Genomic DNA, 16,279 nt, shown 5'->3' with positions numbered 1-16,279 from the left:
TCGCGTGGCCCGGCCGGACCATGGTCGACGTCCACTCCCGGTACGAGCGGGCGAAGGAAACCCTCACCCTCTACTAGAGAGTTATAGTTATGTCAACCACTGATCCTCTCCGGGCAACGTAAGCGCCCTCGCGTCCGCAACCAAGGACCTGCGCGGCGTGTCGCCACGCCCGTCCACAATCGGCGAAGGCCGGCTCCGGCGAACCGCGTACCGGACTCAGCGGATGGTCGCCACGTCCGGTGCACTCACGTCGATGGTGTCGCTGTCCTGGGCGAGCAACGCACTCGCCACGGCGGCCTTGTCGGCGCTGCGCGTCGCGTCGCCCCAGACCACGGTCCGGCCCTCACGCAGCTTGACCACGATCCGGGCCGGGCCCTCCACCGCGACCTCGACCAAACGCTCGCGCAACTGTGGGGTCAGCACGGCCACCACCTCGAGCGCGGCGCCGGTCGCGGCGTCCTGGCGCCCCGGGTGCGCCACCCGGACCAGCGGCAGCCCGGCCGGTCGCTGGGCGAGCGTCTGGAACACCACCCCGGACCGGTCCACCACCGCGAACTGCCCGCCCTGCGGCACCACCGCCGCCGGGGTGCGTTCGACCACCTCGATGAGCAGCGCGCCGGGCCAGTGCCGGGAGACCGACGCCCGCTCGACCGGGGCCAGCTCGCCGACCCGGTCGCGTACCCGGTCGAGGTCCACCCGGGCCAGCGGAAGGCCCGCCCGCACCCCGGCCGCCTGGCGTACCTGCTCGGGAGTGGTCAGCGTCGCGCCGGTGACCCGTACCTCGGCGACGCCGAACAGCGAGGTGCCGTAGACGACCCAGGTGACCAGTCCGGCGACGACCAGCACGCCGGCCGCGACCGCCCAGGGCATCGCCGCCCGCAACCGCCGCTGGCGGGCCCGGCGCATGAACCGGCGGGCCGAGGGCGGCACCGCGTCGCTGTTCGCCCGGACCAGCCGCCAGCGCCGCTCGGCCCCGGTACGACCGCCCGACCCGCCGCCGCCCCGACCGGGCGAGCCGGAAGAGTTGGCGCCGCCCCGGCCGGGGGTGCCGGAAGAGTTGGCGCCGCCCCGGCCGGGGGTGCCGGCGGAGCCGGAGCCCGAACCCCGGCCTGGCGTGCCGGAGCCCCCGGACGAGCCGGAACCGCCCCGGCCGGGCGAGCCGGAGGAGCCGGAGCCCGCCCCGGTGGCCCGGCCGCGCGGCGTACCCGGTGTCACGCGTCGGAAGGGGTCGATCCGACCGGTCCGGGAGCGGTGACCGGATCGCGCCCGGCGTCCGTCACCCCGGACGCCTCGGTGAGGGCGGCGAGCAGTTCGTCGCCCATCAACGAGATCGGCGGCGCGCCCATGGTCACCACCACGTCACCCGCGCCGGCCCGCCGGACCACCTCGGCCGGCACGTCCTCCCAGGACTCCAGGAAGATCTTCCGCTCCGCCGGCAGCGGCACCGCCGCGACCAACGCCGCCGCGCCCTCCCCCGGCTGGCGCACCTCGCCGGGCCCGAAGACCTCCAGCATCACCACCTCGTCGGCGATGCCGAGCGCGGCGGCGAGCTGCTCCTGGAGGTCACGGGTGCGGTAGACCCGGTACGGCTGGAAGACCACGACCAGCCGTCCCTCCCCGGCGACCTCACGCAGCGTCTGCAACGCGGCCGTCATCGAGGTGGGGTGGTAGGCGTACTCGTCGTAGACCAGCACGCCGCCGACCACGCCCTTGCGCTCGAACCGGCGGCGTACGCCGGGGAACGCCCCGAGCGCGGTCACCGCGGCGGTCAGCGGCAGGCCCAGTTTCACCGCCGTCAGCACGGCGGCGGCGCTGTTCAGCGCCAGGTGCCGGCCGGGCACCGGGAGTTGGATCTCGCCCAGCGACTCACCGTCCAGGTTGGCCAGGTAACGCGCCCCGGCGGCCGACGAGGCCACCTCGGACAGCCGCAGGTCGGCGTCGGCGGAGAGCCCGTACGTGAAGACGCTCCGGCCCTCCGCCCGCAGTGCCTCGGCCAGTCGGCGGGTGCCCGGGTCGTCGGCGCAGGTGACCACGAAGCCGTCCGGGTCGGTCAGCCGGGCGAACTCGCCGAACCCGGCCTCCAGCCCGGCGTAGTCGCCGTACGTGTTGAGGTGGTCCTCGTCGATGTTGGTGATGATCGAGACGTACGGCCGGTAGAGCAGGAAGGACCGGTCGCTCTCGTCGGCCTCGGCGACGAAGTACTGCCCGCTGCCGTGGTGGCCGTTCGAGCCGACCTCGGAGATCTCCCCGCCGATCACGAAGGACGGGTCCTCGCCGGCCTGCTGGAGGATCAGCGTGAGCATCGAGGTGGTGGTGGTCTTGCCGTGGGTGCCGGCGACCGCGATCGCCCGCCGGCCGGTCATCGCCGCCGCCAGCGCCTCGGAGCGGTGCATCACCCGCAGCCCGCGCCGCCGCGCCTCGACCATCTCCAGGTGGTCCTGCGGGATCGCGGTGGAGTAGACCACGGTGTCCACACCGTCGAGGTTGGCCGGCTCGTGGCTCATGTGGATGGTGCCGCCGAGGGCGCGCAGGGCAGCCAGCGCGGGCCACTCCCGCAGTTCGCTGCCGGAGACCGGGATGCCCCGGGTCAGCAGCAGGCGGGCCACCCCGCTCATGCCGACCCCGCCGATCCCGATCAGGTGTACGGTGCCCAGGTCCTCGGCGGCGACCGTACCGGCCGGGCTGGACTGCGCGGTGTTCATAGGGCCAACCTTCCGTTCGCGGTGCGCCGGCTCACCGACCCACCGCCTCGTAGACGAAGTCCAGCAACGCCTCGTCGCCGTCGCGCCGGCCGTAACCGCCGACGGCGTTGCTCATCTCGGCCAGCCGGCGCGGGTCGCGGGCCAACGGCAGCACGTTCTGCTCCACCCAGCCCGGGGTCAGCTCCCCGTCGTCGACGAGCAGACCGCCGCCCGCCTCGACCACCGGCAGCGCGTTGCGCTTCTGTTCCTGGTTGCTGTACGGGTACGGCACGTAGATCGCCGGCAGCCCGACCGCGGAGACCTCGGCGACCGTCATCGCCCCGCCCCGGCAGAGCATCAGGTCGGCGGCGGCGTAGCCGAGTTCCATGTCCGACAGGTAGGGCACGGTCACGTACGGCACCGGCAGGTCGGTCGGGATCGACACCGGCTCGTTGCGCGCGCCGATCACGTGCAGCACCTGCACCCCGGCCCGGGACAGTTCCTTGGCCGCCCCGGCGACGGCCAGGTTGATCGAGCGGGCCCCGGCGGAGCCGCCGGAGACAAAGAGGGTCGGCAGGTCGGGCCGGAGTCCGAAGTGGGCGCGGGCGGAGTTGCGCTGGGCGATCCGGTTCAGCCCGGTGATGCTGCGGCGCAGCGGTACGCCCACCACCCGGGCGTCGCGCAGCGACTCGGCCTGGGCCGGCTGGTGCGGGAATCCGACCGCGACGTGCTTGGTGAACTTCATCCCGAGCCGGTTCGCCACCCCCGGCGGCACGTTCACCTCGTGGATCACGATCGGCGTCTCCCGCCGCCAGGCGGCCAGGTACGCCGGCACGGAGACGTAACCGCCGAAGCCGACGACCACGTCCGCGATCACCTCGTCGAGCACCTTGCCGGCGGCGCGGGCGGCCTTCCACATCCGGTCCGGCGTACGCATCAGGTTGACGTTGACCGACCGGGGCAACTGGTGCGCCGGGATCTGGCGCAGTTCGTAGCCGTGTGGCGGGATCAGCTCGTTCTCGAGCCCCCGGTAACTGCCGATGCAGGTGATCCGGACTCCCGGGTCGTGACGGCGCAGGCAGTCGGCGAAGGCCAGCAGCGGGTAGATATGCCCCCCGGTGCCACCTCCGGCAAGCACCACCGACCGCAGCGGACCCATCAGCGTCTCCTCTCGTTCGCCGGACCGGCACGCTCACGTGCCGTCCGACCAGCCGCCGCCCGTCCGCCATCCGGTCGGGCCTGCCCGTCGCGCCGCTTACCCGATCGGGACTGGGCATCACGGGCGGCCGGGGCGGGACTGGTGCCCGCCCGGCGGCCCGTCGGAAGCGGCGGCAACGGGGCCCAGACTAGTCGTACCCACCTGGCCGGCGGGCGGGCGTTCAGGGCTCGGGCGGCGTCCGGTTCGGCCCGGGCGAACGAGGCGAGCATGCCGATCGCGGCCAGCGTCACGACCAGGGCACTTCCGCCGTCGGAGATGAACGGCAGCGGCAGACCGGTGATCGGCAGCAACCCGGTGACGCCGCCGATGTTGATGATCGCCTGACCGACCAGCCAGGTGGTCGCGGCGGCTGCGGCCAGCCGCCGGAACGGGTCGTCCACCCGCCGGGCGATCCGCAGGCAGCTGTACGTCAGCACGGCGAACAGGGCGAGCACCACGCCGCACCCGATCACCCCCAGTTCCTCGGCCACGACGGCGAAGATGAAGTCGTTGTGCGCCATCGGCAGCCAGTCCCACTTGGCGGTGCCCCGGCCGAGCCCCACCCCGAACCAGCCGCCGTGGTCGATCGCCACCAGGGCCTGGCGGGCCTGGTAGCAGGCCTGCTCGCCGCAGTCGGCGGGCGGGTCGATGAACGCGGTGAGCCGTTCCCAGCGGTAGTTCGGCTGGCCGTCGGCGCCCGACCCGCCACCGCCGGAGGCCGCCGCGACCAGCAGCCCGACCCCGGCCAGGCCGAGCAGGGAGAGGGTGGCGAAGACCCGCAGCCGGACCCCGGCCGCCCAGAGCAGGCCGACCAGGAGGGAGAGCAGGCAGAGCATGGTGCCGAGGTCGTTGAAGCCGACCAGCACGAAGAGCAGCCCGACCACCGGGAAGAGCGGCAGCGCCAGTTCCCGCCAGTAGCCGAGCGCGGCCCCCTTGCGGGCGACCAGGTCGGCCCCCCAGAGCACCAGCCCGAACTTGGCCAGCTCCGACGGCTGGAACTGGATCGGACCGACGTGCAGCCAGTTGAGGCTCGCCTCCAGCGGCCCGAGCCTGGCCGCCGGCAGGTCGGCCGCCTTCTGCATCAGCAGCAACCCGCTCAGCATCAGCAGCAGGACCACCGCCAGGCCGAGCACCGGCCGCCCCAGGGCCCGGAAGGTCCGGGCCGGCAGCCGCTGGCAGGCCCAGAACGCGACCAGCCCGATCAGCGCGAAGAGGGTCTGCTTGGCCAGCGCGCCGAAGGCGTTGCCGCCGTCGGCGTACTCCCGGACGCTGGTCGCCGAGAAGACCATGGTCAACCCGATCACCAGCAGCAGACCGGCGCTGGAGAGCAGCAGGTAGTAGGAGGCCAGCGGGCGGTCCAGCAGGCCGCGCAGCGCGGCCAGGCCGCCGGCCAGGTCCAGGTCGGTCCGGGTGGTGGCGGCCGGTCCGGGCCGGGTGCCGCCGGCCGGTCCCGGCGTACGTCCGCCGCCGGCCGGGTTCCGTGGCTGCTCGCCCGTCATCTCGCCGACCCCTCGGCCTCCCCCAGCGCAGTCATCGGCCCATCATCGACGCTCACCGCGCCCGCTCACCGCAGGTGTCGGTCGGCGTGTCGGGGTGGGGGGCGCACCGGCACCGGGCCACTACCGCACGCGCCGCGCCGACCGGTCGGAACCGGTGGGCGCGGCGCGTGGCGTGTCCGGGGGGGTCGGTACGGCGCTCCGGTCAGGTGACCGCGGCGAGGAAGTCGCTGTAGAACAGGCCCAACGCGATCGCGACACCGATCCCGGCGATGATCCAGAACCGGACCACGATATTGACCTCGCTCCACCCGGCGAGTTCGAAGTGGTGTTGCAGCGGGGACATCCGGAACACCCGTTTGCCGGTGGTGCGGAACGAGATGATCTGGATCACCACCGACATCGTGATGATCACGAAGAGACCACCGATGATCGGCAGCAGCAGCACCGTCCGGGTGGACATCGCCATGCCGGCGATCAGGCCACCGAGGCCGAGCGCACCGGTGTCCCCCATGAAGATCCGGGCCGGCGAGGTGTTCCACCAGAGGAACCCGACACAGGCACCGGCCGCCGCTCCGGCGATCAGCGCGATCTCCAACGGGTCGCGTACCTCGTAGCAGTAGATCGAGGGCCTGATGTTGTAGTCGGGGTCGGCGCACCAGTGGCGGTACTGCCAGAACGCGATCAGCGCGTACGCCGCCAGCACCATCACCGAGGCGCCGGTGGCCAGGCCGTCCAGCCCGTCGGTCAGGTTCACCCCGTTGGTCGAGGCCATCACGACGAAGATGAAGATGACCACCGAGGCGATCTTGCCGATCTCCAGCGCGTCGATGTCCCGGATGAACGAGAGCGTGGTGGCACCGACCGTCTGCCCGTTCGTGCTCGGGAAGTAGAGGGCGATCACCCCGAACACCGCGCCGACCAGGATCTGTCCCAGCAGCTTGCCGCGCTTGTTCAACCCGGCGCTGTTGCGCTTGCGGACCTTCAGGAAGTCGTCGATGAACCCGACCGCGCCGGAGAAGACCATCAGGCCCAGCAGCACCAGCGCGGTGATGGTCGGCTGGACCTGCGCGATCTGCTGGCTCGGCAGGGTGGTCAGGGCCAGGTGACCGGCGACGTACGCGACCACCGTGGCGATGATGAACACCACCCCGCCCATCGTGGGGGTGCCCTTCTTGCCCTGGTGCATCACCGGACCCTCGGCCCGGATCGGCTGCCCCGCCTTGAGCCGGGTGAACACCTTGATCGCCAACGGTGTCGTGAAGAGCGACACCAGGAAGGCCACGCCGATGGCGACGATGACCGCCCTCACGCGCTAACCCCTTCGGTCCCGTTCCCGGTCGCCGTGGCGGCGTCCGCGCGTAACGCGTCGACCACCTCCCAGGTGCGGTAGCGCGAGCCCTTCACCAGGACCACGTCGCCCGGGCGCAGTTGGGCCCGCACCGCGGCCACCGCCTCCGCCTGATCGGTCACCAGCACCGACACTCCTCCCCAAGTCTTCACCGCCGACGCCCCGTGGTGGATCGGCGCCGCCGACTCACCAACCACGAAGAGCCGGTCGACAGCCAGGTCGGCCGCGAGCCGGCCGACCTCATCATGTCCCTGCCGCTCGAACTCGCCGAGTTCGGCCATGTAGCCGAGCACCGCGAGAGTCCGGCGGTCCCGCCCGAGATCGGCCAGCGCGCGCAGCGCGGCCGACATGGAGGCGGGATTTGCGTTGTACGAGTCGTCGATGACCGTCACCCCGTCGGGGCGGTCGAAGACATCCATCCGGCGGGTCGACGCCGGGCGCAGTTCGCCCAGCGCCGTCGCCAGGTCGGCCAGCGGCAGCCCGACCTCACGGGCCACGGCGGCCGCCGCGAGCGCGTTGCCGACCTGGTGGCGACCGGTCAGCCCGAGCCGGACCGGCGCGCTGCCCTCCGGTGTCACCAGGACGAAGGCGGGGCGGCCCCGCCCGTCCACGGTCACCCCGGTGGCGCGCACCTCGGCGTCGTCGGCCTCGCCGACCAGCACCACCCGGGCGGTGGTGCGCGCCGCCATCGCCCGTACCCGGGGGTCGTCGGCGTTGAGCACCGCGACCCCGCCGTCGGCACGCGCCGGCAGCGCCTCGACCAGCTCGCCCTTTGCCACGGCGATCCCGTCGACCGAGCCGCCGTACTCGCCGACGTGTGCCGTGCCGACGTTGAGCACCACCCCGATCCGGGGCGGCACCACGCTGGTCAGGTAGCGGATGTGTCCCGGCCCCCGGGCACCCTTCTCCATCACCAGGAAGCGGGTGCGCTCGTCGGACTTCAGCGCCGTGTACGGGTGCCCCAGCTCGTTGTTGAACGAGCCGGGCGGTGCCACGGTCGGGCCGAGCCGGGCCAGCAACTGGGCGATCATGTCCTTGGTGCTGGTCTTGCCGGACGAGCCGGTCAGCCCGATCACGGTCAGCTCGGACAGCCGGTCCACCACCGTACGGGCCAGCGGTCCCATCGCGGTCAGCGCGTCGTCGACCAGCACCATCGGCACCCCGTCGACCTGCCGGGTGCCGAGCACCGCGACCGCGCCCGCCTCGATCGCGGCGGCCGCGTAGTCGTGCCCGTCGACCCGTTCGCCGGGGAACGCGACAAAGAGCGACCCGGGTTCGACCTTGCGCGAGTCGAACTCGACCGGGCCGGTGACCCGGGTGGTCGGATCCGCCGCCACCAGCCGTCCGCCGACGGCCGTGGCCACCTCGGCCAGGGTGAGGGCGATCATGACCGCTCCGCCAGGTGACCGAAGCGGGCGGTGAGCGCGGCGACCAGTTCGACCTGGTCGTCGAAGGGGTGCACCTGGCCGTCGACCTCCTGCCCCCGCTCGTGCCCCTTGCCGAGCAGGGCGATCACGTCGCCGGGGCCGGCGATCCGGACCGCCTCGTCGATGGCGGCCCGCCGGCCGGCGATCTCCACGATCCGCGCCCCGCCGCCGGAGGTGACCGCGCCCTGGACCACCTCGGCCCGGATCGCGGCCGGGTCCTCGGTCCGGGGGTTGTCGTCGGTGACGATGACCAGGTCGGCGCCGCGCGCGGCGGCGGCGCCCATCACCGGTCGCTTCTGCCGGTCCCGATCACCACCGGCACCGATCAGGCAGATCACCCGGCCACCTCCCACGGTGAGTTCACGCAGGGCGGCGAGGACGGCCACCACCGCGTCCGGCTTGTGCGCGTAGTCGACCACCCCGCGCACCGGGCCGGGCGCCTCGACCAGTTCCAGCCGGCCCGGTACGCCGGTGCACGCGGCCACCCCGGCGGTCGCCGTCGCCGGGTCCACCCCGGCGGCGGTCAGCAGGGCGATCGCCAGCAGCGCGTTGGCGACGTTGTGCCGGCCGGGGAGCGCTACCGTGGCCGCGCGGGCCAGCCCGTCCGGGCCGACGGCGGTGAACCGCTGGGCGTAGCCGGAACCGGTGATCCCGGTGGCCCGCCAGGTGGCGTCCGGGTTCCCGGCGGCCGAGTAGCTGACCGTGGCCGGCTTGAACAGCGGGCGCAGCGCGGGGTCGTCGAGGTTGAGCACCTCGACGTCGCAGCGGCCGTCGAAGAGCTGCGCCTTGGCCGCGAAGTAGTCCGCCGCGTCGGCGTGGAAGTCCAGGTGGTCCTGGCCGAAGTTGGTGTAGCCGCCGGCGGTGAACCGGACCCCGCCGACCCGGCCCATGGCCAGCGCGTGGCTGGACACCTCCATCACCACCGCGGTCACCCCGCGTTCCCGGGCGGCGGCGAGCATGGCGTGCAGGTCGGTCGCCTCCGGGGTGGTACGGACGCTGTCCAGGCTCAGGTCGCCGAGCCGGGTCTCGACCGTGCCGATCAGGCCGGTGACGTGTCCCGCCGCGCGCAGCCCGGACTCGACCAGGTACGCGGTGGAGGTCTTGCCCGCCGTACCGGTGATGCCGATCATGATCAGCCCGTCGGTGGGGTGCCCGTAGACGGCCGCCGCGACGGTGCCGAGCACCGCCCTCGGGTCCGGTACGACCAGCACCGGGAGTCCGGCCTCGGCGGCTGCGGGCGCCCCCGTCGGATCGGTCAGCACCGCCACCGCACCGGCTGCGGCGACCGCCGGGACGAACTCGGCGCCGTGACGGCGCGCTCCGGGTAACGCTGCGTAGAGGTCACCGGGACGGACCTCACCACTGGCGTGGGTCACCCCGGTCACCACCAGGTCGGTGACGTCGGGCGGTTCGATCCCGAGCCGGTCGGCGAGTTCGCGGAACCGGGTCGGATTCACCGTGCGTGGACGTGGATTGCCGGGCACGGCGTCAGACCCTACCGGGTCGACGGACCCGCATCGCACAGCCGCCCCGGTGGTTTGCCCGCACCCACCGATGATGTCCCGTAATGGCCGCTCAGCGGGGATAGACAACAAACTTCGGCGGTTTGGTCCCCGTTTGAGGAACCCGGTAATGGGTCAGGGTGAAGTTCATCATCTTCTGGAAAGCCGGGGCGGAAACGTCCCCGCCACCGCCACCCGGTGTGTACGCGAAGACCGCGATGACGTACCTCGGGTTCTCCGCCGGAGCCATGCCGATGAACGACGCCACCTCACCCGGGGCGTACTTGCCGTCGACCACGCGTAGGCCGGTGCCGGTCTTGCCGGCCACCCGGTAGTCGGAGATCCGCGCCTTGACGCCGGTGGCGTCCGGCACCACCACCGGTGCCTCCAGCATCTCCCGCAGCGTGGCGGCGGTCTCGGGGCTGATCACCTGCCGGGTCTTCGGTGCCTCGGCCGGCGTACGGGTGCCGTCGGGGGCGATCGTCTCCTTGATCAACTGCGGCTGGACCCAGGTGCCGTTGTTCGCGATGGCGGCGTACGCGGCGGCCATCTGCAACGGGGTCGCGTCGACGCTGTGCCCGATCGGGATCGACCCGTAGGACGAGTCGCTCCACTGGTCCGGCGGCAGCACCCGACCGGTCGCCTCACCGGGCACCCCCACGTCGGTCGCCTCGCCGAGCCCGAACTTGCGCTGGTACTCGTAGAGCTTCTGGGCGCCGAGCTTCTCCGCGACCCGGATCGTGCCGACGTTGGAGGAGTAGGCCAGGATGCCGGGCAGGCTCATCTTGGTGCCCGGCGGGGCGTAGTGGGTGTCCTCGAACAGCTTGCCGCCGATCCGGACCCTGGGGTCGACCCTGATGGTGTCGCCCGGCTTGACCACACCCTCCTGCAACGCCGCCGCGAAGGTGATCGCCTTGTGTACCGAGCCGGGGTCGACCACGAAGCTGGTCGCCGCGTCCTCCCGGTCGGTCGGCGCGCTCTTCTTCCAGTCGGCGGCGCTGTACGTCGGATGGCTCGCCTGGGCCAGCACCTGACCGGTACGCACGTCGAGCACCACGGCGGCGGCGACACTGGCCTTGACCTCCTTGGCCGCCGCGCTGAGGATCCGCTGGCACTCGAACTGGAGGTCCCGGTCGATGGTCAGCACCAGCGAGTTGCCCGGCTTGGCCGGCGTCACCTTGTCGTACCCGCCCGGAATGGCGGTGCCCAGGTCACCGTGCCCGACCTCGAAGACCCGCTTGCCGTCGACCCCGTGCAGCAGGTCGTCGTAGCGCGCCTCGATCCCCTCCAGGCCGTTCATGTCCTCGCCGATGAAACCGATCAGGTTCGCCGCCACGTCACCACCGCCGGGCACCTCACGCCGCTCGTCCAGGTCGGTGTAGATGCCCGCCAGGTTCAGCTCGGTGATCTTCTTGGCGATCGGGATCTCGACGCCCCGGGCCAGGTACTGGAACTGGGAGACGCTGCCGTCCGGCCGGGTCTTCTTGTTCAGGTCCTCGATCAGCTTGGACCGGGGGATGCCGAGCAGCGGGGAAAGCGCGTCGGCTGTGCCCGCCACGTCCTTGACCAGGCTCGGGTCGGCGGAGACGTACCGGGCGTCGACGCTGTGCGCCAGCAACGCCCCGGAACGGTCGTAGATTCCGCCCCGGGGCGCGGAGAGGATCACCGGCCGGTACCGGTCGCCGAGCCCTTCGGCGTACGCCGGGGTCTGCACCACCTGCAGGACGATCAGCCGGATGCCGATGGTGGCGAAGAGCGCGAGCGCGAGCAGCGTGCCCAGGCGCAGCCGTCGGCCGGAATCCGCCAGCCGGGGCGGACGCCGGGGTTTGCGCGGCGGCCGAACCGGGGCGGCGCCGGCCCGGCCGGTGCCGGGTTCACGACGACCGGCGGTGGCGGTGGGTCGACGCCGGGGTGCCGGCATCGGTTTGGCCACGTCGGCGGCGCGGGCGGCGCGCGGCGGCACGGTCGTGCCGGTGCCGGCGCGCGCACCGGTGGCCGGCTCGACCGGCTCGCGGCGAGTGCGCCCGGCAGCCCCCCGACCCCCGTCGAGCACCTGCAACGCGGGCCGGAACGGGTCCGACGACCTGGTCGAACGGGGGGTACGCCGCAGTTCCGGGGCGTCCCGCACGGTACGACCTCGGGGGGTGTAGGCGCGCGCCCCGGAGATCCCGCCGAGACCGGGGTCGCTCTCGGGCTCGACGCCCCGGCCCCGTCCACCGGTGTCCCGGGCGCCTCCCCGGGCGTTCCCGCGCGCGGCGGCGCCCCGGGAACCGCCGCTGTCCCGCTCCGAACCGGTCGCGGACGCACCGCGCCGGGACGCTGACCCGTCCCGGCGCGGTTCATCGGAGCGTGACGCCACCGCTAACCCCCCGTGTTCTGCTGACTCGTGATCGCCGGCTGGCCGGCGGCCGGTTTCGGCACCCCGATCAGCCGGCCGTCCGGCAGCCGGATGAAGGCGGGCCGACCGGAGTCCACCAGACCCAGCTTGCGGGCCTCGGCGACCAGGTTGCCCGGCGCCTTGGCGTCGGCGATCTCCCGGTCCAACTGCTGCTGCTGGAGGTCGAGCGTGGCCTGCTCCTTCTCCAGCTTGTCCAGCCGGATGGCGTTCTCGTTGATCTTGGTGTTGACCACCAGTACCCCGAGCACCCCGCCGACCACCATGGCCAGGATCAGCCCGACGAAGGGGGCCCTCGGCACACTCACCGGCAGCGGCGGCGCGACCCGCAGCCGGGGTGCCTCGGTGCGCCCGGTGCCCGCCGGGTGCGCCTCGCGGGCGCTGTTGCCGGCCCGCTGGGCCGCCGCCGCGCCGGAGCGCTCGCCGCCGGCCGGGTGCGCCGCCCGGGCGCTTTCGCGCGCGGCCGTGTCGCGTACCGCCACCGAGGAGAGCTCCGGTGCGCGCAGCGCCGCACTTCCCTGGATCGGGTAACTGCCCTGCGTCGGAAACTCGCGCGCCCCCCGGGCACGAGTCTCCCGGCCCGGCACCGGCCGGGCCGTCCGGGTGATCCGCTCTGTCGTGACCCGCTCCGCCGCGGTCCGGCCCCCCGACCGCGGTGTGCGCGGCTCCGCTCCGGCGTGTTCCCGGTGGTCGCGCTTGTTGACGTTCATGATCCCTCCCCCTCTGTTTCCGCTCCGTCTGCGTCCCCTGGCCCCGATGGCCCCTTCTGCCGGTCCACGTTGGACCGTCCCGGCGCCACCGCACCGGGGATGTGCAACGCCTTCACCCGCTGGCGGGACCGCTCGCGGCCGGTCCCCTCCGGCCCGACCGCCCGGTCGGGGTCGATCCGCTCCGCCGCCCGCAGCCGCACCGACGCGGCCCTCGGGTTCGCGGCCACCTCCGCCTCGCTCGGCAGCTCGGCGCCCCGACTGAGCAGCCGCAGCGTCGGACCGGTGCCGGGCAGTTCGACCGGCAGGTCGACCGGGCCGGTACTGCGGGCCCGGCCGGCGAACGCCTGTTTGGTGATCCGGTCCTCCAGCGAGTGGTACGAGAGCACCACCAGCCGACCACCAACGGCGAGCGCGTCCAGCGCGGCCGGCAGCGCCGTCTCCAGCGCGGCCAGCTCCCGGTTTACCTCGATCCGCAACGCCTGAAACGATCTTTTCGCCGGGTGCCCGCCGGTCCGTCGGGCGGCCGCCGGAATCGAGTCCCGGACCAGCTCGGCGAGGAACGCCGAGGAGGTGATCCGGGACCGTTCCCGCTCCCGGACGATCGCCGAGGCGATCCGCCCGGCGAACCGCTCCTCGCCGTACACCCTGAGCACCCGGGCGAGCTCGCCGTGCGGGTAGCCGTTGACGATCTCCTCCGCGGTCACCCCACGGGTCTGGTCCATCCGCATGTCCAGCGGCGCGTCCTGGGCGTAGGCGAACCCGCGGTCGGGCGCGTCGAGTTGCAGCGACGACACCCCGAGGTCGAACAGCAGGCTGTCCACCCGGGGATGGCCGAGCCGGTCGAGCACCTCCGGCAGTTCGTCGTAGACCGCGTGCACCAGGTGGATCCGGTCGGCGTAGCGCGCCAGCCGGGCGCGGGCGTGGGCCAGCGCCTCGGAGTCGCGGTCGAGGCCGATCAGGATGGTCTCCGGGTGGGCCGCCAGCACCGCCTCGGCGTGCCCGGCCAGGCCGAGCGTGGCATCGACGTGGATCGTGGGGCCGCCCCGGTCCAGCGCGGGGGCGAGCAGCTCGAGACACCGCTCAAGCAGCACCGGCACGTGTGTGCCCCGCAGCTCCCCCATGTCGACCCCCACTGACCGGCTTCCTTGTCTGTTCACGTCTGTATGCTGTCAACCGCTCGTCATACCGCCAGATCCCCATCCGCTCTGGCCCGCCGACCCGCCCCTGGTAAGGCCGGTCGCCGGATCGCGCGCCTGGCACCGGGGAAGAGGCGCCAGGAACAGGAGCGGCTGGAGATCTCGCAGTACGTCAGGCGCGTCGGCCCGCACTACAGCCCGCCCGGCAACACCCCCTCCTCGATGTCGGCGAAGTCGTCTTCGCTCTCCGCGAGGTAGGTCTCCCAGGCCCGCTTGTCCCAGATCTCCACCCGGGTGCTCGCCCCGATGACCACGAGATCGCGGTCGAGTGCGGCGTACTCCCTCAGGTGGCCCGGTATGGTCACCCGTCCCTGCTTGTCCGGCACCTCGTCGTGGGCGCTGGCGAAGAACACCCGGCTGTAGGCCCGCGCCGCCTTGTGTGTCATGGGTTGCTCACGCAACTGGTCCGCGATCCGCTGGAACTCGGGCGTCGGAAAGACGTACAGGCAGCGCTCCTGCCCCTTCGTGATCACGACACCTCCCGCCAGCTCGTCCCGGAACTTCGCCGGAAGGATCAGCCGACCCTTCTCGTCCAGGCGCGGGGTGTGCGTGCCGAGAAACACGGCTCAACCCCCTCGCCCTTCCAGCGGCGTTCGCGGCGCCGCTGTCCCCCGGGCCGGCAGGCCCTCCCGGCCCCACCAATGCGCCCCACTCTACTCCACTTCCCTCCACCCGCAACCGGAAACGCGTGGAAACCACGACGGCGTAATTCGTAAAACAGCACGTCAGAGGGGGTGGTGCGAAGTGGAGGGGCGCCGGGGGCCCGCCCCGCGTCCGCTTTCCGACAAAGATCAAATGCAACGCCCGGTACGCCGCCGCAGCGCCCGTCGCGCGGTCGACGTACCCGATTTGCCCGAAGCCGTACGTCCGGTTGGGAGGCGGACCGGTCGACGGTGGAGGAAAGTGGGGGGAAAAGGTGGAGGGAGACGACGGTGGAGAGCGGCGTGCGACGTACCCCCGGGGTCACGACCGGGCCGGTCGGAGGGTGGGGCCCGACCGAACGCCTCGTGCGACGGTCTGGGCGCCTTCGCTGTCCGGTAACCTCGCTCGAGTGACGGACGCGAGAATGCCCCTGCGGGCGAAGGTGGCCAGCTCCGTGTCGCGCACCGCGGCGGCGCTGTCCCGGGCCGCCGGCCGTGGCGACGGATCGGTGATCGGCGGTTGGATCGGGCTCAAGATCGATCCGGACCTGCTGGCGCACCTCTCCGCCGGCCGGGCCATCGCCCTCATCTCGGGCACCAACGGCAAGACCACCACCACCCGGCTGAGCGCCGCCGCCGTGGGTGTGCTCGGCCCGGTGGCGACCAACTCCTTCGGTGCCAACATGCCCACCGGCCACACCTCGGCCCTGGCCAAGGCGGGCAGCACCCCCTATGCCGTGCTCGAGGTCGACGAGCACTACCTGCCCGAGGTCCTCGAGGCCACCGAACCGCACGTGGTCGCCCTGCTCAACCTCTCCCGGGACCAGCTCGACCGGGCCAAGGAGGTCAGCATGATGGCCCAGCTCTGGCGGTCCGCGCTGGTCCGCTACCCGGAGATGCGGGTGGTCGCCAACGCCGACGACCCGATGGTGGTCTGGGCCGCGACCCCGCCGGAGAAGCGCAGCGGCACGCTGAACACCCCGGCGGTGAGCTGGTTCAGCGCCGGGCAGCGCTGGCACGACGACTCGTGGGTCTGCCCCGAGTGCGGCTCCCCGATCGAGCGCGCCCAGGACCAGTGGTGGTGCACCGGCTGCTGGCTGCGTCGACCGGAGCCACAGTGGGTGGTCGAGGACGACGGCGTGGTCGACCCGGGCGGCGCCTGGCACAAGGTGGTGCTCCAACTCCCGGGCCGGGTCAACCTCGGCAACGCCGCCACCGCGCTCGCCGTCGCCGCCGAGTTCGGCGTACGGCCGGCGGACGCGGTCTCCCGGCTCGGCGGGGTCGCCTCCGTCGCCGGGCGGTACGCCCAGGTCGTCCGCACCGGACGCAACATCCGGCTGCTGCTGGCGAAGAACCCGGCGAGCTGGCTGGAGGCGTTCGACATGGCCGACGAGGCGCCGACGCTGCTCTCCATCAACGCGCGGGACCCCGACGGGCTGGACACCTCGTGGCTGTTCGACGTGGACTTCTCGCCACTGCGCGGCCGGCAGGTGCTGATCACCGGCGACCGGGCGTACGACCTGGCGGTCCGGCTGGACGTCAACGGGGTGCCGTTCCGGCACGTACAGACGTTCTCCGAGGCGGTCTCGGCGGTGCCGCCGGGGCGGCTTGAGGTGATCGCGAACTACACCGCATTCCAGGACATCCGAGCGGAGTTGGACCGTGTCAACTAACTCGTACTT

General features: G+C 72.8%; 12 protein-coding genes. 1 reads left to right on the top strand and 11 read right to left on the bottom strand.

What is annotated here, in order from left to right:
• Positions 1 to 216 precede the first annotated feature (216 nt).
• The 11 genes from ACI2K4_RS17310 to mraZ form a co-directional block, all read right to left on the bottom strand.
• Positions 217 to 954, bottom strand: coding sequence for a cell division protein FtsQ/DivIB (locus ACI2K4_RS17310; RefSeq protein WP_404512973.1), 738 nt, complete (start codon positions 952 to 954; stop codon positions 217 to 219).
• Positions 955 to 1,211: 257 nt separating this feature from the next.
• The gene (gene murC / locus ACI2K4_RS17305; RefSeq protein ID WP_404512413.1) at positions 1,212 to 2,702 is read right to left on the bottom strand and encodes a UDP-N-acetylmuramate--L-alanine ligase; all 1,491 of its coding nucleotides are present in this window, start codon (positions 2,700 to 2,702) and stop codon (positions 1,212 to 1,214) included.
• 31 nt (positions 2,703 to 2,733) lie between these two features.
• Positions 2,734 to 3,840, bottom strand: coding sequence for an undecaprenyldiphospho-muramoylpentapeptide beta-N-acetylglucosaminyltransferase (murG, locus tag ACI2K4_RS17300; RefSeq protein ID WP_404512411.1), 1,107 nt, complete (start codon positions 3,838 to 3,840; stop codon positions 2,734 to 2,736).
• Complete coding sequence (locus ACI2K4_RS17295; RefSeq protein WP_404512972.1) at positions 3,840 to 5,261, bottom strand: FtsW/RodA/SpoVE family cell cycle protein; 1,422 nt, start codon at positions 5,259 to 5,261, stop codon at positions 3,840 to 3,842. The genes murG and ACI2K4_RS17295 overlap by 1 nt, the downstream gene beginning before the upstream one ends.
• Positions 5,262 to 5,580: 319 nt before the next feature.
• Positions 5,581 to 6,687, bottom strand: a complete 1,107-nt coding sequence (gene mraY / locus ACI2K4_RS17290; protein WP_404512409.1) for a phospho-N-acetylmuramoyl-pentapeptide-transferase — start codon at positions 6,685 to 6,687, stop codon at positions 5,581 to 5,583.
• Positions 6,684 to 8,114 (bottom strand): UDP-N-acetylmuramoyl-tripeptide--D-alanyl-D-alanine ligase, encoded by a 1,431-nt coding sequence (gene murF, locus ACI2K4_RS17285; protein WP_404512407.1) that lies wholly within the window; start codon positions 8,112 to 8,114, stop codon positions 6,684 to 6,686. Before murF ends, mraY begins: the two co-directional genes overlap by 4 nt.
• A complete protein-coding gene (locus ACI2K4_RS17280) occupies positions 8,111 to 9,637 on the bottom strand; it encodes a UDP-N-acetylmuramoyl-L-alanyl-D-glutamate--2,6-diaminopimelate ligase (protein WP_404512405.1) in 1,527 nt (508 codons plus the stop codon). Before ACI2K4_RS17280 ends, murF begins: the two co-directional genes overlap by 4 nt.
• Positions 9,638 to 9,728: 91 nt before the next feature.
• Entirely contained in the window at positions 9,729 to 12,014 is a 2,286-nt protein-coding gene (locus ACI2K4_RS17275; RefSeq protein WP_404512403.1) for a penicillin-binding transpeptidase domain-containing protein, read from the bottom strand.
• A 2-nt stretch (positions 12,015 to 12,016) separates the two neighbouring features.
• On the bottom strand, positions 12,017 to 12,760 hold the full coding sequence (locus ACI2K4_RS17270; protein ID WP_404512401.1) for a hypothetical protein: 744 nt from the start codon (positions 12,758 to 12,760) through the stop codon (positions 12,017 to 12,019).
• The gene (gene rsmH / locus ACI2K4_RS17265; RefSeq protein WP_404512971.1) at positions 12,757 to 13,881 is read right to left on the bottom strand and encodes a 16S rRNA (cytosine(1402)-N(4))-methyltransferase RsmH; all 1,125 of its coding nucleotides are present in this window, start codon (positions 13,879 to 13,881) and stop codon (positions 12,757 to 12,759) included. Before rsmH ends, ACI2K4_RS17270 begins: the two co-directional genes overlap by 4 nt.
• Positions 13,882 to 14,087: 206 nt before the next feature.
• Positions 14,088 to 14,519, bottom strand: coding sequence for a division/cell wall cluster transcriptional repressor MraZ (mraZ, locus tag ACI2K4_RS17260; protein ID WP_404512399.1), 432 nt, complete (start codon positions 14,517 to 14,519; stop codon positions 14,088 to 14,090).
• 503 nt (positions 14,520 to 15,022) lie between these two features.
• On the opposite strand from mraZ, the gene ACI2K4_RS17255 reads away from it, so the two are divergent.
• A complete protein-coding gene (locus ACI2K4_RS17255; protein WP_404512970.1) occupies positions 15,023 to 16,270 on the top strand; it encodes a MurT ligase domain-containing protein in 1,248 nt (415 codons plus the stop codon).
• Positions 16,271 to 16,279 lie beyond the last annotated feature (9 nt).

It is taken from the genome of Micromonospora sp. NPDC050397, from assembly GCF_044901685.1.
GTDB lineage: Bacteria > Actinomycetota > Actinomycetes > Mycobacteriales > Micromonosporaceae > Micromonospora_G.
Note: the sequence above shows the minus strand (reverse complement) of the source record. Positions and strands in the feature narration are given on the sequence as shown.